This window comes from Alloprevotella tannerae ATCC 51259, assembly GCF_000159995.1.
Classification (GTDB): domain Bacteria; phylum Bacteroidota; class Bacteroidia; order Bacteroidales; family Bacteroidaceae; genus Alloprevotella; species Alloprevotella tannerae.
The window spans coordinates 53,452-77,356 of the sequence record NZ_GG700644.1 but is presented as its reverse complement, the minus strand read 5'-3'; the positions used below and the strand labels follow the sequence as shown (position 1 = coordinate 77,356).

Annotated in this window: 20 protein-coding genes and 1 pseudogene; 7 read left to right on the top strand and 14 right to left on the bottom strand. The window is 42.9% G+C overall.

Annotated elements, in window-relative coordinates; translation table 11 throughout:
* Nucleotides 1-4: 4 nt before the first annotated feature.
* From GCWU000325_RS10705 to GCWU000325_RS10665, 9 genes are all read right to left on the bottom strand, one after another.
* Nucleotides 5-997: an HlyD family secretion protein gene (locus GCWU000325_RS10705; protein WP_006256669.1), complete on the bottom strand. Its 993-nt coding sequence runs from the start codon at nucleotides 995-997 to the stop codon at nucleotides 5-7.
* 66 nt (nucleotides 998-1,063) lie between these two features.
* The gene (locus GCWU000325_RS10700; RefSeq protein WP_040599887.1) at nucleotides 1,064-2,551 is read right to left on the bottom strand and encodes a TolC family protein; all 1,488 of its coding nucleotides are present in this window, start codon (nucleotides 2,549-2,551) and stop codon (nucleotides 1,064-1,066) included.
* 240 nt (nucleotides 2,552-2,791) lie between these two features.
* Nucleotides 2,792-3,775, bottom strand: a complete 984-nt coding sequence (locus tag GCWU000325_RS10695; protein ID WP_244832924.1) for an acyltransferase family protein — start codon at nucleotides 3,773-3,775, stop codon at nucleotides 2,792-2,794.
* 114 nt (nucleotides 3,776-3,889) lie between these two features.
* The gene (locus GCWU000325_RS10690; protein WP_006256666.1) at nucleotides 3,890-4,180 is read right to left on the bottom strand and encodes a hypothetical protein; all 291 of its coding nucleotides are present in this window, start codon (nucleotides 4,178-4,180) and stop codon (nucleotides 3,890-3,892) included.
* A 120-nt stretch (nucleotides 4,181-4,300) separates the two neighbouring features.
* Entirely contained in the window at nucleotides 4,301-5,011 is a 711-nt protein-coding gene (pyrH, locus tag GCWU000325_RS10685) for a UMP kinase (protein ID WP_006256664.1), read from the bottom strand.
* Nucleotides 5,012-5,167: 156 nt separating this feature from the next.
* A complete protein-coding gene (locus GCWU000325_RS10680; protein ID WP_006256660.1) occupies nucleotides 5,168-6,484 on the bottom strand; it encodes an MATE family efflux transporter in 1,317 nt (438 codons plus the stop codon).
* Nucleotides 6,485-6,632: 148 nt separating this feature from the next.
* Nucleotides 6,633-7,361 (bottom strand): biotin--[acetyl-CoA-carboxylase] ligase, encoded by a 729-nt coding sequence (locus GCWU000325_RS10675; protein WP_006256659.1) that lies wholly within the window; start codon nucleotides 7,359-7,361, stop codon nucleotides 6,633-6,635.
* On the bottom strand, nucleotides 7,343-7,738 hold the full coding sequence (locus GCWU000325_RS10670; RefSeq protein ID WP_006256658.1) for a YraN family protein: 396 nt from the start codon (nucleotides 7,736-7,738) through the stop codon (nucleotides 7,343-7,345). The genes GCWU000325_RS10675 and GCWU000325_RS10670 overlap by 19 nt, the downstream gene beginning before the upstream one ends.
* A complete protein-coding gene (locus GCWU000325_RS10665; RefSeq protein ID WP_006256657.1) occupies nucleotides 7,739-8,170 on the bottom strand; it encodes a nucleoside deaminase in 432 nt (143 codons plus the stop codon).
* A 123-nt stretch (nucleotides 8,171-8,293) separates the two neighbouring features.
* On the opposite strand from GCWU000325_RS10665, the gene pta reads away from it, so the two are divergent.
* The 3 genes from pta to GCWU000325_RS10650 all read left to right on the top strand — a co-directional run bounded on the left by pta (nucleotide 8,294) and on the right by GCWU000325_RS10650 (nucleotide 11,306).
* Complete coding sequence (pta, locus tag GCWU000325_RS10660) at nucleotides 8,294-9,310, top strand: phosphate acetyltransferase (protein WP_006256656.1); 1,017 nt, start codon at nucleotides 8,294-8,296, stop codon at nucleotides 9,308-9,310.
* A gap of 5 nt (nucleotides 9,311-9,315) precedes the next feature.
* Nucleotides 9,316-10,515, top strand: a complete 1,200-nt coding sequence (locus GCWU000325_RS10655) for an acetate/propionate family kinase (protein ID WP_006256655.1) — start codon at nucleotides 9,316-9,318, stop codon at nucleotides 10,513-10,515.
* Between the two features lie 224 nt (nucleotides 10,516-10,739).
* The gene (locus tag GCWU000325_RS10650; protein ID WP_006256654.1) at nucleotides 10,740-11,306 is read left to right on the top strand and encodes a hypothetical protein; all 567 of its coding nucleotides are present in this window, start codon (nucleotides 10,740-10,742) and stop codon (nucleotides 11,304-11,306) included.
* 279 nt (nucleotides 11,307-11,585) lie between these two features.
* Here the strand turns inward: GCWU000325_RS10650 and GCWU000325_RS12225 are convergent, their stop codons facing one another.
* Nucleotides 11,586-11,765 carry a hypothetical protein gene (locus GCWU000325_RS12225; protein WP_006256653.1) on the bottom strand — a complete coding sequence of 60 codons (180 nt, stop codon included), beginning with the start codon at nucleotides 11,763-11,765 and terminating at the stop codon, nucleotides 11,586-11,588.
* Between the two features lie 531 nt (nucleotides 11,766-12,296).
* Nucleotides 12,297-13,808, bottom strand: a complete 1,512-nt coding sequence (locus GCWU000325_RS10640; RefSeq protein WP_006256652.1) for a SulP family inorganic anion transporter — start codon at nucleotides 13,806-13,808, stop codon at nucleotides 12,297-12,299.
* Between the two features lie 553 nt (nucleotides 13,809-14,361).
* Between GCWU000325_RS10640 and GCWU000325_RS10635 the strand changes: the two genes are divergently transcribed.
* Nucleotides 14,362-15,093: an SDR family NAD(P)-dependent oxidoreductase gene (locus GCWU000325_RS10635; RefSeq protein ID WP_040599882.1), complete on the top strand. Its 732-nt coding sequence runs from the start codon at nucleotides 14,362-14,364 to the stop codon at nucleotides 15,091-15,093.
* Between the two features lie 478 nt (nucleotides 15,094-15,571).
* Here GCWU000325_RS10635 and GCWU000325_RS10625 read toward each other — a convergent pair whose 3' ends face one another.
* Together GCWU000325_RS10625 and GCWU000325_RS10620 are read right to left on the bottom strand one after the other, a co-directional pair.
* Entirely contained in the window at nucleotides 15,572-16,426 is an 855-nt protein-coding gene (locus tag GCWU000325_RS10625) for a GLPGLI family protein (RefSeq protein ID WP_006256648.1), read from the bottom strand.
* Between the two features lie 14 nt (nucleotides 16,427-16,440).
* Nucleotides 16,441-19,176, bottom strand: a complete 2,736-nt coding sequence (locus tag GCWU000325_RS10620; protein ID WP_006256647.1) for a TonB-dependent receptor — start codon at nucleotides 19,174-19,176, stop codon at nucleotides 16,441-16,443.
* A 501-nt stretch (nucleotides 19,177-19,677) separates the two neighbouring features.
* Here GCWU000325_RS10620 and GCWU000325_RS10615 point away from each other — a divergent pair.
* The 3 genes from GCWU000325_RS10615 to GCWU000325_RS10610 are packed head-to-tail and all read left to right on the top strand — an operon-like array spanning nucleotide 19,678 to nucleotide 23,528.
* Complete coding sequence (locus tag GCWU000325_RS10615; RefSeq protein WP_006256646.1) at nucleotides 19,678-21,213, top strand: DUF262 domain-containing protein; 1,536 nt, start codon at nucleotides 19,678-19,680, stop codon at nucleotides 21,211-21,213.
* The gene (locus tag GCWU000325_RS12680) at nucleotides 21,209-21,499 is read left to right on the top strand and encodes a DUF7834 domain-containing protein (protein WP_458692649.1); all 291 of its coding nucleotides are present in this window, start codon (nucleotides 21,209-21,211) and stop codon (nucleotides 21,497-21,499) included. The genes GCWU000325_RS10615 and GCWU000325_RS12680 overlap by 5 nt, the downstream gene beginning before the upstream one ends.
* On the top strand, nucleotides 21,492-23,528 hold the full coding sequence (locus GCWU000325_RS10610) for a DUF262 domain-containing protein (RefSeq protein ID WP_006256645.1): 2,037 nt from the start codon (nucleotides 21,492-21,494) through the stop codon (nucleotides 23,526-23,528). Before GCWU000325_RS12680 ends, GCWU000325_RS10610 begins: the two co-directional genes overlap by 8 nt.
* Nucleotides 23,529-23,658: 130 nt before the next feature.
* On the opposite strand, the pseudogene GCWU000325_RS12470 reads toward GCWU000325_RS10610, so the two are convergent.
* Nucleotides 23,659-23,784: pseudogene (locus GCWU000325_RS12470) on the bottom strand (DNA methylase); the annotation flags it as partial.
* Nucleotides 23,785-23,905 lie beyond the last annotated feature (121 nt).

Sequence of the window (23,905 nt, the reverse complement as noted above, 5' to 3'; positions counted from 1 at the left end):
TGTATTATTGATGTTGATAAAGTGCCGTCATACCCGGACGCAGACCTTCGATCTTTTGCGTGGGGCGCACGCGCACTTCAAATGTTTTCATATCAAATTGGCCCGTACTCTTCGTTGCTTTCCACGTAGCATAGCTGCCTAAGGCCTTGATATAGAAAACTGTTCCTTCAACCGATTTATCTTTGAGGCCGGGAATCGTCATCTTTACCTTTTTATGGAGGCCGAAGTCTGCCAAATGGTCTTCACGCACGTTAAACGTGACCCAAATATCATTGATGCGGGCCACATTCATAATCGGCGCGCCCGTCCCGACAAGTTCTCCTTGCTCCGGAAAGATTTCCGTTACTTCGCCGTCTTCTGATGCAATGAGATAAGTCTCTTTAATATACGAACGCACCTCGTTGACTGCGCCACGTGCCTGGCTCACTACGGCGCGGGCAGCTGCTTTATCTTCATTACGAGCGCCGTTGCGTGCCATGTCGTATTGAGATTCTGCGGCGCGTGCCGTAGCAATGGCCGCTTTTAAGTTGGCCGTGGCTTCGTCGAGCTTCTGTGCGGTCACGACGCCTTCATCTGCCAACTTCTTTACGCGGGCATACGACTTCTGTGCTATTTCTACGCCCGCTTGCGCCTTTTGCCACATATCGTAAGCGCCGCGAATCTGCTCTTGGCGGGCGCCATTATCGGCTTTCAAGTTTTGCGCTTGGGCAGCCGAAGCCAAGCCTTGCGCCTGTTGGAGTTTGGCTTGTACCTCGGGAGCTGATAAGATGGCCAGTGTATCTCCTTTGTGCACATAATCGCCTTCGTACACACGTATTTGAGCTATGCGCGCAGGCACTTTGCTCGACACGCGATATTCCGTGACGTCTGCTTGGCCCTGAATAGTCTCCGGTTCACTTCTGAAAGCGTAAAGCGAGCCGATGATCACCAAGATGATCACTCCGACAATAATTAAAATAGCCGGAATCAGATTGATTTCCCTCTTTTTAGCTGACATATCTGTTTGTTTTTTCTTGTTTACGAGTAAATAAGTGGCAGCCTTTCACGCTGCTGTCGCAAGTTTTTATTGTGCGCTCAAGATACCCAAAGCCTTTTGCAAGGCAGAACGCGTCATCATACTATCTATCTCCGCATCAATTCTATCACTCTGCGCCTGCAACCAAGCCGTTTCGGCCGCCAGAACGTCTGTCGTGTTAATCACGCCTTCTTTGTAGCCCAGCGTAGCCACGCGCAAGTTCTCATTGGCTTTTTCCAAGTTCTTTTCTGCCAAGCGCAATTGTTTGTTGATTTCATTTACGCGAAACATCTCTTGGTTTACTTGCAGCCCGATCTTTTCGCGTACCTCTTCAGCGCGCAAAGTAGCGATCTGCTCCTCAGCCTTTGCCGCTTTAATCTTATAGCGACCTTCTCCCCAGTTCCATACGGGCACACTCAACGTGACGCCGACGCTCCAATCGCCTCTAAATTTCTTTTCAAATCCATTATACATGGCCGGATTCATTACCGTGTAGCCGCCCATCAAAGCCAAGTGCGGCAAGTAATCGGAGCGGACGATGTTCACCTTTTCTTGTGCAATGTTGATCGCACTTTGTAATTGACAGAGTTCAGGGCGATTCTCGTAAGCCGTTTGCTCATCGGCCTGAACCACGGTTTCGTCAACCTCCAAATTATCTTTATTCTCGTCGGCCGCTTCTATATTCTCGTCCAGCGGGAGTCCGCAGAGCTGACACAAGAGCATACGCGACAATGTCAAGCCATCCTCCACTTTGGTCACCATCATATCCGCCTCGTTCAGTTTTACGCTTACCTGCAACTGATTGGCTTTTGTCGCCACACCGGCATCGATCATCTTGGTCACGTCTTGATCCAAGTGGGTCAACATATCTCGATAACTGCGCGCCAATTTCAGTTTGTTGGCCAAAGATACCATCTGCCAATAAGCGCGATCTGTTTCTAAAATCAAGTTTTGCTCATCCACGCGCAGTTGCTGATTCGCCACATCCTGAACATAATGCGTCAAACGATCGTAGGCACGAATCTTCCCACCCATATAAAGAGGCTGTGTAAGGAGAATATTGCCCACGACGAGGTTACGCGAGTCCGTGCGGAAAGCATCTGCGATGCCGCGCCCTGCCTGATTCAGTGCGCCGGCAAAGGCTTGGCCTACGCCGCCCAACTGCTGCACGAGCGGCGCCAACTCGGGATGTCGGGCAATAATGCCTTGGGCGATCTGTCCAAAAGTGCCAGAGAAAGCATCAGAGAGACTTGTCCCCATATTGGACAATGCATTTTTCTGATCCTTACTCAGCACCGAGATCTCCTTGCCGGTGCGTATGTAAGCCGCCTGCGCCGTCAGTTTGGGCAGGTAATTGGTGCGCGCAGCTTTATGCGTATTCAGCGCCACGTCGCGATTGGTTCGACTAATGGCTAAATTCTTATTATTTCGTAAGGCAAGTGCCCGACAACTATCGAGCGTGAGTACTCTTTGTGCCATCAGCGAAACGCCGGAGCAGGCTATGATCACCAGACACAAAACAATTCTTCTACACATCATTGGATATTATTGTTTATTCACCCGTCGTGATACCGCAAAAATAGTAATTTTGATTGAGAACGACCAGAGAAAGGAGAAATATTGACCAATAACGGCGCCTCTGTTGGGAAGAAAAAGAGGCCTCAGAGGTAACACGAAGCCGGCAGTGTGCAATATCCACTCCTAAGCATTGATATAATGTTGGCCTCGAACGCCTTTTGACCTCTTTAACTTTGTGCTCTATAGAGAGTATCTGCATTAAGCCAGCGCAGACGGGCGCCCGAGAAACCAAGGAGTGAGATGCAAGAGATCAAGGACTTTGCATACAGCAAGTGAACCTATTACGCAAAGTGGGAGGGCTATAAATAAAAAGAGGAGGTGGGTAGAATCGAAGGCAAGATATCGTGGGAGCAAGATCTTACACACCTTAACGAAAAGCGGAGAAAAAAGAAAGATCACGAGAGAGTTTCGCCCCAAGAAGAGAAAGAGGCGTTTCAGAACCCGAGGCAGGCGAGGATAAAGGGCTAAGGCTGTGGCAATCACAGCATAAACCGTAAGCATACCGCCCAAGGTTCCTTTATGAAAGGTGTCAGGTCGGCAAGCCAACAAACCAAGCACAGGGAGCGCCCACCACGAAGGGCGAAAAACTTGGAGGAACGTGAGTCCGCTCTGTCGCACAATAAGACCGATTGCGAAATAGAGGCTCATATCCCACGCCACCAAACCCACGTAAGCCAAACTGAAATAAGCGAGTCCCAAGGCGAAGATGCGCGATAAGGTAGGTCCCTTCAACCACCGAAAAACAACGAAATAAAGTGCACCACATAAGATAAGCGTGTGCAAATACCAATACGGCCCGACTGGATTGAAAAAGATTTTTTCGACAAAGACAAGAATGGTGAGATCTTTGATAGGATCATGTACCGGAACAACTGTCGATAGCACTATATAGGCCGACTCTAAAAACAAATAAGGCACAGTAAACCACCACAAAGTGCGTGCGATGTGTCGTCCCCCCTTATTTACGGGCATCAAATAGCCAGATATGAGAAGAAAGCCCGGCATGTGGAAAGTATAAACCCACTGTTTAAGCAGCGGATAGTGGTCGGCAAAATACAGTAGATGAAAGGCCACCATAAGCAGAATAAAGATGCTTTTCAAGAAATCCAATTCTTCAATACGCTTGTGCGTGGTAATAGAGAGCGAAGGGCTAATCATAATGCAAATATACAAATCTGTCATTACATATAGCTGCTTATCAAATATGATTTTTGGGGTTCCAGAGGGCATACAGTATTTTCTCCGCTGGTCACCTTAGGCATATGACGATCTCCAACTTATTCTCGAAGCGGACGATCATAAAATGCAGCAGGGAGAAAGCGGTAACGAACAGTCCGGCATTGCATATTTCATTGTTTTATAGCCACTTTTTCGATTGCCGACAGCAAACGGCTTTCGTTTGGTGGGAGCAAACAATGGTTTGGCGGCAGCAAACGATAGTTTGGCGGCAGCAAACAACACAACGAAGCACAGAAGAAACAGAAAAATGCGCCAACAGGCAAAAAGAACGAGGCGAGGTGCATGCACTAACGCCTCATCGTCAATAAAAGCGGGGGAGGAAGCAAGAAAAAACAAGTCAGCGGCCATCGGCAGTCTCACTTTAGCTGCCACTGCTAAACGCGAAAAGCGGGCCGACCGAAGAAACGGTCGCGCCCGCTTGTAGAAGGCGGAAACTTTCTAAGTGTTCCGAAAAACAGAATGCGTCGTTCAGGCGTGCACGTAAGTGCCGATCGGCTCCCCGTCGATCACTTTGCGCAAGTTGCCCGGTTGGTCCATATTGAAAACATAGATGGGGAAGTCGTTTTCCTTGCACATTGCGATGGCAGTTATGTCCATCACGCGCAAACCCCTGCTAAGCACTTCATCATACGTGATTTTCTCAAATTTTTCCGCACTTGGGTCTTTCTCCGGATCGGCCGTATAGACGCCATCTACGCGCGTCCCTTTCAACATAACGTCGGCCTCGATTTCTATGCCGCGCAAAGACGATCCCGTATCAGTCGTAAAATACGGATTTCCGGTTCCGGCCGACATAATCACGACCTCGCCGCGTTCCAAAGCCTCGCAAGCTTTCCATTTACTATAAAATTCGCCGATCGGTTCCATACGAATGGCGGTCAGAACGCGCGCTTTAACGCCGATAGCACCAAGTGCACTACTCAAAGCCAAACTATTGATCACCGTAGCGCACATTCCCATTTGATCACCTTTGACCCGGTCAAAACCTTTGCCCGTTCCGCTGAGTCCACGAAAGATGTTGCCGCCACCAATTACGATGCCGATCTGCACACCGAGGTCGCGAATCTCCTTGATCTGCGCCGCATATTCGTTTAATCTTTGTACGTCGATGCCGTAACCTTGTTCGCCCATCAAGCTTTCGCCGCTCAGTTTGAGTAAAATGCGTTTGAATTTTGTCATATCTTGGTTGTATTGTTGTTTTTATGATCATCATCGACTGAAATCCGTCGATCGTCCACGACTATTACGAAAGTCTTTTACCAACTTGCGTCCGAATCGTTTGCAGGCAAAGTTAAGCAAAATGTTTGGCCTGACTTCAAAAGTGAGGCGCAAGACTTAACCACTCCTACCGGCCTCCTGCTGCATCGGCGGCAAGATGCGCTTGAAATAGAAAGCTTGCACCAGACCGCGCACCAAGAAATAGCCGGCAAAAGCGACCCACAAGCCATCGTTACCCCACAAGTTGACAAGGAAGGATTGGAGAAAGAAAAAGAACACGACGCCCGAGAAAACCGAAAGCAGCATCCCGCGCGTAGCCGTCGTACCAATGAAGAGGCCATCCAAGAGAAAACCGGCCGTTCCCACGATGGGGATAAGGCAGACGTAGACCACATAGCGCCGAGCAGCCTCAATCGTAGCCGCATCGTTGGTCAAGAGGCGGATCAATGCGTCGCCACCAATGATATAAGCCACCGAGAAGCATAAGGCCAAGCCTGCGCACCAGCGGATCAAGGCCCGCGTGAGGCGAAGAAAAGCGGCGCGATCACCCATTCCGTAATAGCGGCCGCCAAGTGCCTCTCCGGCATAGGCGAAACCATCCATCACGTAGGAAAGCAGCGTATTAAACTGCAAGAGTAAAGCGTTGGCCGAAAGAATGACAACGCCGAGCCCCGAACCGATAGACGTAAAAGCCACCTGCACAGCCACGATGCACAGCGTGCGGAAGAAAATGTCCGTATTAACCGAAAAGAAGCGAGCGAGAACGCCCCCTTGCCAGAGTCGATGCAGGTCGACTTGCCGCCAATCTGCGCGATAGCGACGCCACCAAACGACGGCGAAAAGCAGCAAACCGACATACTGGGCCACAAGTGTACCCACGGCGACGCCGGCCACCTTCCAATGCAAAAAAAGTACGAGAGAGGCACTCAAAAGTATGTTGCAGACGTTTTGTACAATAGCTACAAGCATCGGCACTTTAGCGTCTTGCATGCCCAAAAACCACCCCGTAAAACTATAAAGGCCAAGCACAGCGGGCGCGCCCCATATCAGGATGTGGAAATATAAACGCGCTTGCACGGCAACTTCGCCGGAGGCTTTCATCATCAAGAGTCCGAAATCGACCAAGGGAAGTTGGGCGGCAATCAGTAAGGCCGATACGGCGCCGGCTACGAGCAACGAGCGCGCCAACACGCGGAGGGTCTCCGCTTTATCGCCTCGCCCATAGGCTTGCGAAGTGAAGCCGCCCGTACCCATACGCAAGAAGTTGAAAAGCCAATAGAGCATATTGAAAATCATACTCCCAATGGCGATGGCGCCGATATAGACGGTCGAACCCAAATGGCCGGAGATGCCCATATCAACCATTCCCAACAAAGGAACGGTAATATTGGAGATGATACTCGGTATGGCGATGCGAAGAATTTGACGATTCATCGTAAAAACGGCTTCAGAACGATGGCAAAGTTAGGCCTTTTCAAGTGCTAAGGAGGTGAAAACGGCAGCAAATCTGCCGAAAGCGCACAAACAAGCGCCGGGAATCACTTGCAACCGACTACACATTATATATATAGGTATGGAATCTTCATAAAACGAAACGCACTTCTTTGAAAGCATACTTTCGTAAGCGGCCGGCTTCATCTTCCAACTGCAATGTGCCATCGGGCAATACGCCAATCAGACGGGCACGGAATGTACCTTGTGCATCGGCGTAAGGAAATAGACCTTCGCGCCGATATAAACGTTGGTGATATTGCCAATCTATGCTTTGGCGCGCGCCGGAACGGAGGGCGGTATAAGCTAATGAGAAGCGTTGCAAAAATTGGTAGAGAAAGGTGGTCAAATCGGTATCGTGACCGAGGATTTGATAGAGAGAGACGGGATTAGGTGCGTCGCTAAAAAACTGTTGCTGATTGATGTTGATGCCGGGTCCAATACGGGTGCAGGCAATCTCAGACCCGCGCAAATCATGTTCTAACAACATGCCGCAGATTTTGCGATCATTCCAATAAATATCATTGGGCCACTTAATCGAAATCCCATCCGTATAAAGATCTAAAGCCTCCGCGATAGCCAAAGCCGTAACTTCAGACAAGCGAAATTGTTCACCGGCTTTCAAAAACGTAGGGTAAACACGCAAACCTAAAGTCAGATTCTTGCCCGATTCAGACTCCCAATGCGTCCCGCGCTGTCCGCGACCGGCCGTTTGCGTCTCCGCCACCACCACATAAAGATCGTCGGTGGTGACGTCGTCAGGAAGACGCTGCAAATAAGCCATCGTCGAATCGACAGACGTCAAAAACTCCAGTTGCATTGTTGTTTGCGTTTAATACTCTTGGGAGAATAAGCGTCGATATAGTGCGTAACCTGAAAAGGCGCCTCTCGCCCGACGACCGTTATAATGTCGAAGCGACAAGCGGCATCCAAATGGTGCAAATGCATATAATCGTGGGCTGCACGCACGAGGTGCTTTTTCTTCGTCCGATCAACGGCTTCCAAAGCCGTATATTCGGCTTCATAACTGCGTGTTTTGACTTCCACAAATACAATCTCACCGTAATAATCTGCAATGATGTCAACCTCTAAATGCCCCGTGCGCCAGTTGCGCTCCAAGAGACGATACTCGAGTTGGGACAAATAATGCGCCGCCACCTCTTCGCCGAGTGCGCCGAGTTGATTATGAAGTGCCATTTAGCGTCTGCGTTGAAAAAAGTCCTTCATTAAGTTCGCACATTCTTCGGCTAAAACGCCCTCAGTCACCTCTGTGCGCGGGTGCAAGGCGTTGGGGGCGAACACAGAAAAGCCTCGCTTGGGATCGGATGCACCATAGACAATCCTACTCAACTGCGCCCAAGCCAATGCTCCGGCACACATAACGCAGGGTTCGACTGTGACGTAAAGTGTGCAATCGGTCAGGTATTTTCCGCCTAATGCGTTGGCTGCAGCTGTGATCGCCTGCATTTCTGCGTGAGCCGTAACATCGGTAAGCCGCTCCGTAAGGTTGTGGGCACGGGCAATAATGCGGTCGCGACAAACGATAACTGCGCCAACAGGCACCTCACCCTCTTCGAAAGCTTGCTTGGCTTCGATCAGGGCCTTTTGCATATATTCTTGATCGGTCATTAGTTGCCTATTTCTTTTTGATGCGTAATTTTACAGGAATACGCTGTTTTTGAAGATGCGAAGGTAACATATTCTTAGATTTTCTTTGTATCTTCGCCGTCAGAAATTAAATCATATTTAAATATGAGTATCACACAAAATCTGATTGAACGGGCGCGTGCTAATAAGCAACGCATCGTACTTCCGGAAGCTTTAGAAGAGCGCACACTGACCGCTGCCGATAAAGTCTTGGCCGATGGCTTTGCCGAAATCATTCTGATTGGCAACCCTGACGCGATTCACACGCTGGCAGCCAAACTGAACCTACAGCATATCGACAAGGCGGAGATCGTAGATCCGGAAAACAATCCTAAAATGGAGGAATACGCTCAACTATTGTTTGAACTGAGAAAGAAAAAGGGAATGTCTATCGAAATGGCGCGCGACTTGGTGAAGGATCCGCTCTATTTAGGATGCTTGATTATCAAGAGCGATGACGCCGATGGGCAGATCTCAGGCGCACTCAGTACGACGGGCGAAACGCTGCGACCGGCTTTGCAGATTATTAAATGTGCGCCGGGCGTTTCTGTCGTGAGCGGTGCAATGCTCTTGTTGACTCAAGCTGAAGAATACGGACAGGACGGCATTATTGTAATGGGCGACGTAGCTGTTACGCCGATGCCGGATGCCGAGCAGTTAGCACAAATCGCTTATTGTACGGCTCAAACGGCTAAAAGCGTAGCCGGAATTGATGAACCACGTGTGGCGATGCTCAGTTTCTCTACGAAAGGCAGTGCAAAGCACGAAGTCGTGGATAAAGTTGTTGAGGCTACACGCATCGCAAAAGAAATGTATCCCAACCTTCAAGTGGATGGCGAACTGCAAGCTGATGCAGCACTCGTGCCCTCTGTAGGTGAGAAGAAAGCGCCGGGCAGCAATATTGCCGGCAAAGCGAATGTTTTGATCGCGCCCAACTTGGAAGTGGGAAATATTGGCTACAAACTCGTGCAACGTTTAGGTAAGGCTGAAGCACTTGGCCCCATCTTGCAGGGTATCGCGCGTCCGGTCAATGATCTTTCGCGTGGATGTAGTGTAGAAGATATTTATAAAATGGTAGCCATAACAGCGAATCAAGCTATTGCTGCCAAAGAAGAAAAATAAGTAATATGAAAATTCTTGTAGTCAATTGTGGTAGTTCATCCATCAAATACAAATTGTATGTGATGGAGAATCATAGCGTCATTGCAGCCGGTGGTATAGAAAAGGTCGGCATTGAAGGTTCTTTTCTTAAAGTAACACTCCCAGATGGCACGAAGCGCGTCATTGAACACGAATGCCCGACGCATTCTGAAGGTATTCGCTTGATGTTTAAAACGCTGCTCGATCCTGAAATCGGTGCCATCAAGAGTTTGGACGAGATTAGCGCAGCCGGCCACCGCATTGTCGCAGGCGGTATCTTCACGAAGAGCCAAATCGTCACAGACGAAATGATTGAGCAATGGAAGCCTTTTATGGAATTGGCGCCACTTCACAGCGAAGCACACTTGAAAGGCTATTTGGCCGTTAAGGAGCAGTTGCCAGATCTACCGCAAGTCTTTGTTTTTGATACAGCTTTCCACCAAACTATGCCGCCTAAGGCGTATATGTATGCGCTTCCTTACCGTTATTATTCAGAAATGCGTATTCGCCGCTACGGCGCTCACGGCACAAGCCACCGCTACGTAACACAGCGTGCGGGCGAATTCCTGAACATGAAGCCTGAGGAGCATCGCTTCATCACTTGTCATATCGGCAACGGCGCGTCTATCTCAGCCGTAGATCACGGAAAGTGCGTAGATACATCTATGGGCTTAACGCCGCTTGAAGGCCTTATGATGGGTACGCGCACCGGCGACATCGATGCGTCTGCCATTCTCTATATTATGGAGCGGGAACATCAGACGTTAGAAGAGGCTGTAAATCTTCTCAACAAGGAGAGCGGCGTCTTGGGTATCACTGAGATGTCCAGCGATATGCGTATCATTGATGACGCGGCAATGGCCGGAAACGAGCGTGCACAATTGGCGCTTGATATGTACGATTATCGTATCAAGAAATACATTGGCGCTTATGCTGCAGCAATGAATGGCGTAGACGCTATTATCTTCACGGCCGGTGTGGGCGAACACCAATGGGATGTGCGCGAGGAAGCTTGCAAAAACATGGAATATCTCGGCGTAAAACTCGATTTTGAAAAGAATCGGAAAAACTTTGGCGAGGAGGAAATCATCTCTACGCCTGACAGCAAAGTTATCGTAGCCGTTATCCCGACTGATGAAGAATTGTTAATCGCTAAGGATACCGAAGAATTGGTAGCTAAATGTTAATCTACAGTTAGTCCTATTGAAATTTACTCGCCCTCGGCCTTTTGGTACGAGGACGAGTTGCATGTATTTAAGATCAAAGATGCCATAATACGTGGATTCGGTATAAGAACGCGACTGAAAACGCTATAGGAGTAGAATTGTTTTCATAACTCTACACGAAATCTCTTTCAAATAGAGGGACCTATTTGAGTAAAAACGGATCTTTTTAATCGAAAATAGGAAGTATGAATCAGGGGATTGCTTTTCTGCTTGGCGGTCTACTGCTGTTCGTTTGGATGGGCATATTATGGGCTTTTAAGGAGCTTTGTTTAGAAAAGATAAAGAGTGGAGTTCTGAAATATTCACAGGGAATGATGTTTACCTATGTGATATTGTTCCTGATTTATGTGGCTTCGGAACATTATTTACCTCTAAAAACTCTTTTACTCAACTGGTATATTGGGGGCGTTCCTGGCGGAATCATCTTGATTCTTGTTCCTGCCTTTTATTCTATCTTCCTTATAGGGAAAGGCTACGTCAATGAAGGAGGCAAGAAAGCTCCCTTTAGGTGGAAATTAAAGATGATGGCGTCTGTTTTCTTAAATGGGTTCCTGGCACTATTCGGCCTGATGTTCTTTTCTTTCCTACAGCGGAGCGGCACTTTTTCGGAGTTAGTGGCACTTATCCAAGAGGCTGCACAGTCAATCAACTGGGGCTGGATGCTTGCTTTCGTGGCTTGGTGTGGGCTCATCGTGCTGATTGTGTGGCTCGATCATAAGAAGCACTCCTCAAAGTCTAAGCATAAAGAGTAAATATGAGACAGTTAAAATTAGCGCCTGTTCGGTATAAATCAATGTAAAATCCTTCACGGACAGGCTCTTCGGAAAGCTATTTGCAGACAGAATATATGCCGAACTCACATATTATGCGAGTTTTGGTTAAGAAAATCCTTTTAAAAGTTAGAACTATTTGTATACTAAACTCATCCTAAACTCACGCCTACAATGCACCATATAGTTTCAATAAATAAATAAATAGTTGTCGCGTGCCATTGAAGCTATTGCCGGTGCATCGCAATGTCAAAGCTAATCTTATTTTACCGTAGTCTTTACGATTTGTTGTGCACGTTCCAGTGCTAAATTGATATGGCTACAAATATTCTCACGACCTAAAAGTTCGTCGAATTTGGCTTTCAACAATACGTTTTCTACATTCGGGAGGACACCCGACAGCACAATTGGTATGCCTTGTTTACGCGATTGTTCGCACATTACAGCAACAAGAGGAATCCTTATAGAAGTCCTTATAGGAGTACAAGAGGAGTCCTTATAGGAAAGCAGAGGAGTCCTTATAGGAGTGCAGGAGGAGTCCTTATATAAGTACAAGAGGAGTCCTTATATAAGTACAAGAAGATTCCTTATAGGAGTACAAGAGGAGTCCTTATAGGAGTACAAGAGGAGTCCTTATATAAGTACAAGAGGAGTCCTTATAGGAGTACAAGAGGAGTCCTTATAGGAAAGCAGAGGAGTCCTTATAGGAGTGCAAGAGGAGTCCTTATAGGAAAGCAGAGGAGTCCTTATAGGGGTACAAGAGGAGTCCTTATAGGAAAGCAGAGGAGTCCTTATAGGAAAGCAGAGGAGTCCTTATAGGAAAGCAGAGGAGTCCTTATAGGAAAGCAGAGGAGTCCTTATAGGAGTACAAGAGGAGTCCTTATAGGAGTACAAGAGGAGTCCTTATAGGGGTACAAGAGGAGTCCTTATAGGAGTGCAAGAGGAGTCCTTATAGGAGTACAAGAGGAGTCCTTATAGGGGTACAAGATTATGAAGTCCCGTAGAGTCAATGAACGGCACTTTACGCATACGAATAATGCGAACTTTCGACTTATCACCCATAGTAGACATAAGTTCCTCGAAACGGTTGCCAAGTCCCAAGAAATAAGGACCATAGATTTCGTATACTTCTACACCATCGGGAATGGTAAGATACTTCTTATCCAACAGCACATCGGTATCATCGTTCAAATTAATCTTATCGGTGATAAGACGCACGTCTGTTATTTCCGCTACACGACGCATCAGCAGTAAACAAGCGATAAGCAAGCCTACTTGGATAGCAACCGTAAGGTCGAATACCACAGTAAGGAGGAAGGTTACAAGCAAAATAACAATATCCGACTTAGGTGTTTTAAGCAAAGCTGTAAAAGTTCTCCAACCGCTCATATTGTAAGCCACTACAACCAATACACCCGCCAAACACGACATAGGTATATATTGCGCCAAAGGCATCATAAACAAGAAGATGAGCAAGAGCACAATAGCGTGAACAACACCTGCAAGAGGCGATTTACCGCCGTTGTTTATATTGGTCATTGTACGTGCAATAGCACCCGTAGCAGGTATTCCTCCAAACAATGGTACAAGCATATTGGCAAGTCCCTGCCCTATCAGTTCAGAATTAGAATCGTGCCGTTCGCCTGTTACACCATCAGCAACAGTGGCAGAGAGCAACGACTCGATAGCTCCAAGCAAGGCAATTGTGAGCGCAGGAGCTACCAAACCTTTCATAATTTCAAAGTTGATAGTTGGCAAAAATAGTTCGGGCAATTTGTTGCTAATAGTAAAGCGGTCGCCAATGGTTTCTATAGAGTTCACCCCACAATATTGCTGCAATATCCAAGCTGCCAAAGTCATGACAACAATTGCAACTAACGAACCCGGAATTTTCTTTGAAAAACGCTTTGTGTTCGTAATAATAACTATGATTAAAAAACCAACCGCAGTGCTCCACCAATTGATGGAACTTAACGATTGACCGTATGTTACCCATTTGCTCAAGAAGTCTGAAGGCATATTGGTTACCGTCAAACCAAATAAATCTTTCACTTGAGTTGTGAAAATGGTAAGAGCAATGCCAGCTGTAAAACCGACTACAATAGGATAAGGAATGTATTTTATGATGGTTCCCAACTTCAGAAAACCAAGTAAAATAAGAAACAGACCAGCCATAATAGTGGCTATCATAAGTCCATTGAAACCATAGTCTTGAATAATGCCATAAACAATAACGATGAAAGCACCGGTAGGACCACCGATTTGCACTTTACTGCCACCAAAAACAGAAATAATGAATCCCGCAATTACGGCTGTTATAATACCTTTTTCAGGAGAAACGCCCGATGCTATTGCAAAAGCAATGGCTAAAGGTAATGCAACAATGCCAACAATGACACCTGCCATTGCGTCAGCACTTAAATTCTCTTTGTTATATCCGCGCAATGATGTCCAAAATACAGGAGCATATCCCAAGAGCTTCATTCCTCTTAAACTAATTTAGAATTAACTTGTTACTGCAAAGTTAGCAAAAAAATACGACCACATAGCAAAGTTAGCGTTGGACAGTCGTCAACACAAGCTAATTCTGCGTTCTATACCACACGATAAGGGTGTATGTGTCACGTCACCTCATCTAATTGCAAGCTGTTTTAAGCAAAAGAGAGGCAAATATAGACGTCTCGCAAACGCACGGTAAAGCGCGCCGTTGAGCTGTATTCTGTGCGTAATTTAAAAGACATTTATACGTACATCAAGCACACTTCCAATAGATGAAAAACTTTATCCTCAAGAAGCATTGAGGCTTTCTTCCGTTTTTTTCTTTATTTTTGTGACCTAATGACCCTCGTAAAGTAGGCATTTTAAGCGTTGTTTTTGATTATACTTGACATAGATGGTCTGTACACCACTTACGATAACCGACTGTCAGGTGTCAAAATCGTCAGGACAATAGTAGAAGCATAAATCCAGATTTATGGCAAAGGGACGACGCGCACAGACTTGCGATTTAAAACTTGGTTCGAACACTTATGACATTATGGAAAGAAAAAGAGTAATTATACTTGGTGCCAGCAGCGGCATCGGCCATGAAGTAGCACAGCTTTTTATTGAACAAGGATGGACAGTAGGCGTGGCAGCCCGCCGCTTAGACAAGTTGTCCGATTTAAAGGATAATGCTCCGGAACGCGTCTTCACGGCACGGATTGACGTGACGGATGAAGATGCCGAAGTAGCGCTTTTCCAACTCATAAAACGTATGGGCGGACTTGACCTGTATTTCCATTCAAGCGGAATAGGGTGGAAAAATCCTACGCTGGAGGCAGAGAAAGAAATCAAGACGATGGAAACCAATGCCACCGGCTTTACAAGAATGGTAGGCGCTGCCTATCGTTATTTTGCTGCTAAGGGTGGAGGGCATATCGTCTGCATCACATCCATTGCAGGCACGAAGGGACTTGGCTCTGCCCCAGCTTATAGTGCAACGAAAGCTATGCAGAACACCTATTTGCAAGCATTGGAACAGTTGGCAGCCAAGAAACGACACAACATTAACTTCACAGACATCCGTCCGGGCTTTGTTGACACCCCTCTACTCACGGATAGCGAACACTTTCCTATGCTGATGACCACCGAACAAGTGGCTCGGAGTATTATGAAAGCCATCAGGCATCGCCGCCACGTATGCATCATTAACACTCGCTGGCGCATCTTGACCTTCTTTTGGCGCCTCATCCCCAACCGGCTTTGGCGACGGATGAAACTGTCATAAGACCCACCCCAACTTTTCTAACGGAATGCAGGAAAGAAGGCCTTGCAGCTGTATAAAAGGCATAAGTAAGAAAAATAAATAGCATTGCCCGACAAATCACTTTAAATATAGAACTTGTATATGAAAAAGATCCTTGTTTTTTTGATCTCTCTACTTATTCCGACATTGACTTTGTTTGTTGTGAACTACATCATCATAACGCCTCTTATTATAGGCGACAAGTGTGATCTTGATCAAAATGAATTGACAAAATTCGATGAATTATTTTTTGAGATATCATCTAATACAGGATACCATCCGGAACCTACTACTTTTAATTTTATTCTTACAGCTATTATAGGGTGTATAATCGGGAGTATCATATATAAAATACGATCTCGTTAAAAGAATCTCTTGGCGACAGATGCGAGAAATGAACAATCGCACATAGTAAAAGTACAAAGTTTAAAACCTACTCTTCAACCTAAGTGCCTTATCTTTATTTCTCTTCATTTTCTAGGGGTTTGTATGAAATGGCATAAGCTTCAGGATTATCTGATGAGTTAGGTTTTCCATTTTTATCGAGTATGGTTATCTTCGCTCCCCCCATACTGGCAGCAATAAAGGAAATTGGCGATTTAAAAATACGAGAGATAGTTTTACTCGCCTCTTCTACCGAACACTTCTTTTCTCCTTCGTAACGATACGTGAATATGGGGACATTCATTTTCTCAAAACCCATAGCCTCCCAAATATATTGCGACTCATTGTCTTGTACCTTTAATATCAAGCCAGGTAAGCCTCCAAACTTATAAGGCCCGAAAGGTAGAGGTATTTCCATGGAAAACCATGCCGTATACTCTCTACCGGCAAAGGGAGCGATAGCCTTAGAACAAGCATAGCCAAGGATTGTATCTACTTCCTCTGTGAAAGTCCAGTCAAGTTGTGGTACATCTTGTTGATACAGTAGAACACCTGTTTGCATAGGCATACGATATTTAATTTCTGCCTTTCTGTTATTATTTCCAAGTGTTAACTCTATGGGCCATGGATTTCCTTGCACATTAGAGATTGCCGTAGCTCCACGCCTTGACTCTTCTGTACAAAGAGAATCAAAGTGAAAAATAATGTCACTGAAGTCTTTCACATAATTCCGACCAATATATACATTGCGAACGTCGTCTAAATAAGCCTTGTCGGATGGATGATTTTTATACTTTAGGCTATAGATCACTCTGTATCTAGCCGTATCAATAACTGTACCTTTCCGAAGATCTTGAGAGATGGGTACGATAATTTGTGCCTGTGCTGTAAGTGAAACAAACAGACAACCAAGAATAAGAAGTCTCTTCATAACTTATACTGATTTTATATTAATCTAAATCTGACTTTTAACAAAACACACAAAGGCCGAATATCATATACAGACTTTGTCGCTGTAAGTGCTGAAAGATTTGAATATGAGTAGGTCTTACGATTGAATATATTATCGCACGACAATATAAAGCTGAATCGCTTAATAGCATATTTTGCTTCCGCATTGAGTAAGAGAAAAGATTTATCACCACTATTCATTTTGTTATAATAATGATTGAGAGAAGTTGAGAAAGTAATATCACCGGGTAGCGTAAAATTCAAAGAGGCACTATTGTTTATTGAACACCACCAAGGTTGGTGTTTGAGCCCTTTTTGCTTTGTACGAGCCCAATAATAGTCGCCTATATACGAAAAGGAAAGCCATTTGAAGGGTGTAAGACTGATATCTACACCTGTCGATATTGCATCACCGGTATAACGAAGGACCGAATGTTGCACTAATAATGGATTATCATAATGAGAATAAGACAGCGAAGAGCCTATTTTGAGTCGCTTCCAATCAAAGCCTTGGCTACCATGAATTTTAGTTGTGAATGTATGAGCGTTCTCTTTAGTGTATTGACTGATGATACGCTCGGTAATACCATCATAATAAGCGCCATAGAGCACCTCCGGCCTTTGTCGATATAATGAAAAATCAATGCCGGCAAAACTCATCGAAAGGATATTTTTGAACGAATAGCCAAATGTGTAAGATTGATTTAAACCTTCGAATAAACCCGTTACACTATATGCCGAAAGTTGGCGATAGGAGGTTAGAATATTATTAGCGTATAGATTTTCAATAACAGGTGTTGAGTATGTAATAGCTGATTTTAACCTTAATTCGTGACTGCTATTAATACGATAAGTAACATTTAGATTTGGTTCTAGTCGCAATCGTGCTTTATTTGTTGTTTGGCCTGTAGTAAAATCAGTTAGTCGAAAACTCTTAAATCTGATAGGAAAATATACTGAAGCATATAGTTTACCAACATTATATGTAGCCTCTGCTCCAATTCCGGCATTGAAGAGATTAAAAGTTAGATCGTTATGAAAACTTGCAAGCGAACTATTCAGCGAATTGTGCTGAAAATCTACCATCGCAGAAGGATGAAAATTCACATTACCAATTCTCCAAGCAGAAAGCAAACTAAAGGTATTATCTGTTGAGAAGTTGTGAACATCAACTTGCTGATGTAATGTATTATCGGCAATACTATGAGGAAACAGATTTGGGTAAACAGAAAGATAATGAGGTCGCTTTTCAAGATTAACAAAGGAAAGCACTTCATAACCCCAATGTGCAGCGTTACGATTGGTAAAATGTAACTTATTTAAAAGACGATAAGCATCTATCCCTCCAAGTTGTTCTATAACTTTATTACCGGCTAAAATTTTACTATTGGCTTTAATTTTTCCCCAATCAAATTTCAGTTGCTCTTTCAAATAACGATGTTCACTATTGCTTAGATAGGAGATATCTCCATAAGCCTTTTGTTCTTTAGCGACTCCCATCATAGCTTCCTCTACCACATTCTGTGAACCATCAGGCAGAATGTTGCTTGTACTCGACAGGCTGCGCCGCTCGTCTTTGTCGTGGAGATATGCCACATTAACGCCTAATTCACCCGACTTACCAATCCGATAGACATTGTTGAAAGTTGTATTATGAGAGTGGTTGAAATAGTAAAAGCGCTTATCTATGCCGGGGGCTGATGGCATGGTAATGAGAGAAATTGCACTTGTGCGAGAAAAGTCATTATCAAGGGAATAAAGTTCTTGAGATAAATCTTCACCGGTGTTATTTCCTTTATAAGTGGCAAGAAACTGGCTGTTGCGCTTAAAATAAGTAGCAATAGCACCATTATTCCACAAAGTATTATTGCCGTAACCACCTCCAAGGATCGTAATTAAATTGAATACGCCCTTTACGCCTTCTTTTAGGCGAATATTGATAGAAGCTTGCTCTTCAGGACGCAGCCCTTTTAGGGCCTTTATGTCTTGATGACTTTCCAATACCTGCACTGTTCCTACATTCTTGGGATCAATATTATTCGCAGCTATATTATAATGTCCCTTCATCAAGTCGAGTCCTTCAATATAGAAGTTTTTGATGGGTTTACCTTGATAAGATATTTGTCCATTCTTTGCGACAGTAATGCCGGGCATCTTCTTCAGCACGTCAGCGATAGACTGATCTGATGACGAAAGAAAAGAGCCCACATTATAATTGATCGTATCCCCTCGTGAATACACTTTCTTAGCTCTTACAGTAACCTCTCGCAACTCTCGTCCCTTTACATCTGCCACAACATTATATTCTCCTGATTGATTAGGAATCTTCATGGTAATAGGCTTCATCTCTATTCTTGAAACACGCAGCAAGAGACTATCGCTATTACAGCGAACGACCATTTGATACTTTCCTTGCTCATCAGTATATGCTGAAGCAAGTATTTTGTTGGGTGATTGTGGATTCGCAACCACAACACTGGCAAAATCCATGATCTCACCGGATATATTCTTAACACTTCCCCAAAGTTTAGTTTGTATGGCTTGCCCATATAACACGCAAGGCATCAAAAAGAAAAACAATGCGCCCAAATATCTAAGACCTATTTTTATCAATACTATAGGTATATCAAGCAAGTTAGTTGAAGTGATCTTTCCAAAAACTTGCTTGAAATTCTCTTTTAATATGAGTTCATTTCTAAGATTTAATCCGTCAGCGGTCTTATGATCCATTTTCCTTTTCTGGTTACAATAAAATGAACAATCTATGCATTTCGTCACAAAGGTAATAGATCACATCTTATACACAAAAAAATCTACAACACATTCAACCAAATTAAGGCACATATAAGTACCATAAAGACATTTATTACACCGGTTTTATATCACATATTCAAGCACAAGACTGCAAACACATTCTTTTCACAATAATAATTATAGGAGGGGGTAAACTTTTGATATTTCAAAATTATTTTTCAAAGTGTACTTCAACGCAATGTACACGCTCTAATTTAGAAAATGAGACAAACAATATTTCGCTAACTTAAATTATCCTTGAAACTGATAATAGCATTCTCAAAATAAAAATCTACTTTTGCAATTGATTAAGCCTCACAACTACTTTTATTGTTTTGTAACAACTAAAGAAATAGTCAAACGAGACTTATACACTTTTGCAGGATAAAATCTGCTCCTTAAACCAAAATTGAGTTAATAGGCATAAATCAAGCTGTTATGGCAATTTGTATTGACAAAGAACTATGTAAACAGATCAATTCTTTTGCAAATAAGACTTGGCCCCAAAAACGTGTTAAATGGATGTGTAAACCTGGATCCTGGCAGAGAAGTCGTTATATCCAAATTTCGACCCCTTTAAAGGATATGGATTTACACTACGAGCTATATTGCGGAAAAGTTCAACTACACATTGAAGGTAAATTCAAGAAAGAAAAGTACAAACCCTTTATTAACTATTTGCGTAAAGAAGTAAAGAGTGATGATCATATTAAATGGCGAAGATGGATGGGAATGGCACAAGGATTATGTGAAATCAATTATGAGATTAATGACTTAAAAGATGCTATTCAATATCTCACAGATATCATAAACTTATTCGATCCTATCATACAAAAATATACGAAGGCCCACCAATCTGAACGAACTTTGAATATAGAAGAAGAACTTTCGCCACTACAAAAAAAAATTGAAGAAAATAATTACCACAATCCTCAGCCAGAAGTCAAGCCTATTGAGAAGATTGATTTTAGCACATTGTCAATCCCTCCATATCAGCGTCCATATAAATGGACATCAAGGAATGTTAACCAGCTAATAACAGACATTATTACTTTTAGACACAAGAAACAATATAGGCTTGGAACTTTAGTCCTACATAATGGTGAAATTGTAGATGGCCAACAACGCATCTTAACATTAGCACTTCTTCTTAAGAAAATGTACGAACGACTACAGGATAAGGAGACAAAAGCTTATTACAAAAAATATATTGACAACATTAAACTATTCGCGAAGTCTACAACATTTCCAAACAGATATTCTCTTCATAACATAGTTGAAAATATACATGTTATTGAGGGAAGAGAATCGGAGTTTGATGATCAGCTTTTCAATTTTATATTAGAAAAATGTGAATTTGTGGTCATTGAGCTTAGTAACATATCGGAAGCTTTTCAATTTTTTGACTCACAGAATGCAAGAGGAAAAGACCTTGAAGCCCATGACTTATTAAAAGCATACCATCTTCGCGAAATGGTTGATATGAGTGAGGCGGACTCACAAAACATAGACAAATGGCAACGACAAAAAACGGCTGTACTGAAAGAGATCTTTCTTGTTTTGTATAGAGCCAAAAGGTGGTCAAGGGGTAAAAGTGCCAGATATTTCACTAAGAATAATACTGATGAATTTAAAGGAATATCGTTAGACGACTGTAAGCGGTATCCTTTCTATCAAAAGGAGGTTATTGCCCACATCTTTTCAGAAATATATGCTAATAATCCCATTCGTAAAATTGACCAAAACAAAATTGAATACCCATACAATTTAGATGGTCAGATAATCAATGGTAGTAGATTCTTTGATATGGCACACCATTACTTATCCCTATATAACTCCATCAAGACTTCTGAAGTGTTTCCTGAGAACGGAAAAGCATCTGAAATAATGAATTGTATTAACAACTACGAAGGAATGAAGAGAACTGGCGATCAGTATGTTCGCAGCATGTTTAACGTATTAGTATTATATTAATTATATTGATCGGTTTGGCAAGGTTGAATTAGATAAAGTTATTCCGAAGTTCTTTGTATGGGCATATTCTCTTAGGCTATTGAACATTGCCGTTCAACGGGCATCTATTGACAATTATGCTAAACGAGAAGATTCAATGCTCCGATATGTACATAATGCAAAAACGCCATATGACATCATCAATTTAAATCTTAAATGTATTGATGAAAAAGATGTTTCGTCAACAAAGTGTGAAAGAATAAGTGAAATGTTCAAGAAACTAAAAAAGATATACAGCAATGACTGAAAACAATATAGACCCATTAAATATCAAGGAACTCCTTTCTCAAGATGAATATAGAATTCCTATATATCAACGCAACTACGATTGGGGGGAAACAGAATCGCTTCAATTATTGGAAGATATCGCTGATTATGCAGCCATGAAAAAAGATAAAATGTATTATATCGGCTCTATTGTAGTATTTGCACGAAGTAAAGGCCAAAATGAATACTATGAAATTATTGATGGGCAGCAAAGACTTACCACTCTGACCATCCTAATGAATGTATTAAGTTCACTAGAAGAAATTAATCAAAGCATGGTTTGGTTTAAAAGGGCAAATTTTTCATATGAACATCGAAAAGAAGGGGATGAAGCTATCAGATTGCTGTCACAAGGGCGTTTTTCCGACCATCCTTCTACAGCTAGCATATCGGAAGTGTACCAGATCTTAAAGAAAAACCTAACAAATATATTAAAATCCAAGAAAATCAACTTAAATGATTTTGTAGACTACCTACTATCTAATGTGATTATCATGCGAATCCCCTTACCACGTGATACAGAACTTAACCATTACTTCGAAATTATGAATTCTAGAGGAGAGCAGTTGGAAAAACATGAAGTTTTAAAAGCCATCTTAATGGAACATCTTGAAGAAGACAAGCACTATCTGTGTTTATTTAATGATATTTGGGAGGCTTGTGCAGACATGAGTACTTATGTGCAGATGAAAATAAAGCCTAAACTTCGCAGTTTATTATTCTCAGACAATTGGACAAATCTTTCATCTGATAATTTTGATGATGTGCTCAAAAAATATTGTCATATAAATGATGAGGATGATAGCAACAACAACGAGAGTAATGAGGGTGAATACATTAGTCGCTCTTTATCAGACCTCTTCACTGATGCTGATAATAATGTAAAATATGAACTGCCCAACTCCGACAAGAGCCTTGAAGGTGGAAATGATCGTTTCGGGTCAATTATAAACTTCTCAAACTTTCTTCTACAAGTCTTAAAAGTAATGTATCACCGCAAAGAAGATGATTATAAAACTGATATTGATGCAGAAATAAGACTTGACGATAAGCGACTCATTGATATATTTCAAATAGTGCTTCAGAATAGTTCTAATAGACGTGCTTTTGTTAAACGATATATTATTACCTTGTTGACGATTCGCAATCTATTTGACTCTTATATTATCAAACGCGAAAATTATAATGGAAAAGAAGGCTGGAGTCTCAAAGCGCCAAAGAAATATGGAAGTAAAATAAATTATATTGGAACCTTCAGCGGTGTAGACTCTGAAGATGAAATCAGTAGGGACATTAAAATGCTTGAAGCGATGTTTCACGTTTCTGCTCCGACCCAAATCTATAAGCACTGGCTAAATGCTATTCTATATTATCTCTACACCAAGAAAATTGATCAGAAGGAAATTGATCAGAAGGAAATTGATCAGAAGGAAATGCGTACAAAATTATATACACTTGCTTGTACATATATGCTTGACAGGTATCTTTGTGAAGAGAAGATAGATTTTGAAACTATCATTTATGAAAATAATTTCGAGGCTAGCAATAATACAATTCATTGGGATTTCATAGATAATGGGTGTAATGTAGAAAACTTTATCTTCAACTTCTACGATTACCTCACATGGAAACAAGATCCAAACAAATACACAAATTTCGAGTTTACATATAGAACTTCTGTTGAACATTTCTATCCTCAACATGCTCTAGAGGGACACCCCCAATTAGACGCAACTACAGGACTGAATGACTTTGGTAATCTTTGTTTGATAAGCCGTGGTATCAACTCTAAGTTTAGCAACAATATGCCAAAAGCTAAACTGGATAATTTTGGAAGAGGTAACGGAGTAGACGAATTGAGCTTAAAACTAAATGAAATGATGGATATCGTCAGACAAACTCAACAATGGAGTACTCCCGAAATATATGATTTTGAAAAGAAAGCAAGGACTAGAATCTTAGACGGAATAGTAAAAGGCAGTATTAACGCAAACATAAAAGAGGTATAATATTGATCTTTGAAATATAATTAACGTGAGTTCGACGAATTCAGAACAAAGCAAGCTGTGTATCAATAGTCCTTTGTACATTGATGCACGGCTTCTTTGGGAACAAGCAATAGGCAGCAATGGCCCCTAATAAGAGACCTTTGCAAAATAAGGAGGTGTAGTAAAGAGGAGTTCTTGGCATAAAAGGAGCGAGTGAAAGGGGTGGCAGTAAGGAGTGAAAGTAGTTGTAAATCCCCCTTTGAGGAGCTGCTTGCACGAGCTCCTCAAGGGTGGTTATGCCTTATCCTACAAATGAGGACATAATTATCCCCGGGGTTCTGTATAAATTAAAGGCGATGCTTTCAAGAATGTTTTGAGTATGGGTCTTGGCAAGTCCC

Bases quoted from the DNA above. Each gene is read 5' to 3' on its own strand.
- GCWU000325_RS10690 (WP_006256666.1), bottom strand. From the start codon at position 4,180: ATGGCCGCTGACTTGTTTTTTCTTGCTTCCTCCCCCGCTTTTATTGAC.
- GCWU000325_RS10635 (WP_040599882.1), top strand. From the start codon at position 14,362: ATGGAAAGAAAAAGAGTAATTATACTTGGTGCCAGCAGCGGCATCGGC.
- GCWU000325_RS10675 (WP_006256659.1), bottom strand. From the start codon at position 7,361: ATGCAACTGGAGTTTTTGACGTCTGTCGATTCGACGATGGCTTATTTG.
- GCWU000325_RS10610 (WP_006256645.1), top strand. From the start codon at position 21,492: ATGACTGAAAACAATATAGACCCATTAAATATCAAGGAACTCCTTTCT.
- GCWU000325_RS10695 (WP_244832924.1), bottom strand. From the start codon at position 3,775: ATGACAGATTTGTATATTTGCATTATGATTAGCCCTTCGCTCTCTATT.
- GCWU000325_RS12225 (WP_006256653.1), bottom strand. From the start codon at position 11,765: ATGTGCGAACAATCGCGTAAACAAGGCATACCAATTGTGCTGTCGGGT.
- GCWU000325_RS10655 (WP_006256655.1), top strand. From the start codon at position 9,316: ATGAAAATTCTTGTAGTCAATTGTGGTAGTTCATCCATCAAATACAAA.
- GCWU000325_RS10680 (WP_006256660.1), bottom strand. From the start codon at position 6,484: ATGAATCGTCAAATTCTTCGCATCGCCATACCGAGTATCATCTCCAAT.
- GCWU000325_RS10705 (WP_006256669.1), bottom strand. From the start codon at position 997: ATGTCAGCTAAAAAGAGGGAAATCAATCTGATTCCGGCTATTTTAATT.
- GCWU000325_RS10620 (WP_006256647.1), bottom strand. From the start codon at position 19,176: ATGGATCATAAGACCGCTGACGGATTAAATCTTAGAAATGAACTCATA.
- GCWU000325_RS10615 (WP_006256646.1), top strand. From the start codon at position 19,678: ATGGCAATTTGTATTGACAAAGAACTATGTAAACAGATCAATTCTTTT.
- GCWU000325_RS10625 (WP_006256648.1), bottom strand. From the start codon at position 16,426: ATGAAGAGACTTCTTATTCTTGGTTGTCTGTTTGTTTCACTTACAGCA.
- GCWU000325_RS10665 (WP_006256657.1), bottom strand. From the start codon at position 8,170: ATGACCGATCAAGAATATATGCAAAAGGCCCTGATCGAAGCCAAGCAA.
- pta (WP_006256656.1), top strand. From the start codon at position 8,294: ATGAGTATCACACAAAATCTGATTGAACGGGCGCGTGCTAATAAGCAA.
- pyrH (WP_006256664.1), bottom strand. From the start codon at position 5,011: ATGACAAAATTCAAACGCATTTTACTCAAACTGAGCGGCGAAAGCTTG.
- GCWU000325_RS10650 (WP_006256654.1), top strand. From the start codon at position 10,740: ATGAATCAGGGGATTGCTTTTCTGCTTGGCGGTCTACTGCTGTTCGTT.
- GCWU000325_RS10670 (WP_006256658.1), bottom strand. From the start codon at position 7,738: ATGGCACTTCATAATCAACTCGGCGCACTCGGCGAAGAGGTGGCGGCG.
- GCWU000325_RS10640 (WP_006256652.1), bottom strand. From the start codon at position 13,808: ATGAAGCTCTTGGGATATGCTCCTGTATTTTGGACATCATTGCGCGGA.
- GCWU000325_RS10700 (WP_040599887.1), bottom strand. From the start codon at position 2,551: ATGTGTAGAAGAATTGTTTTGTGTCTGGTGATCATAGCCTGCTCCGGC.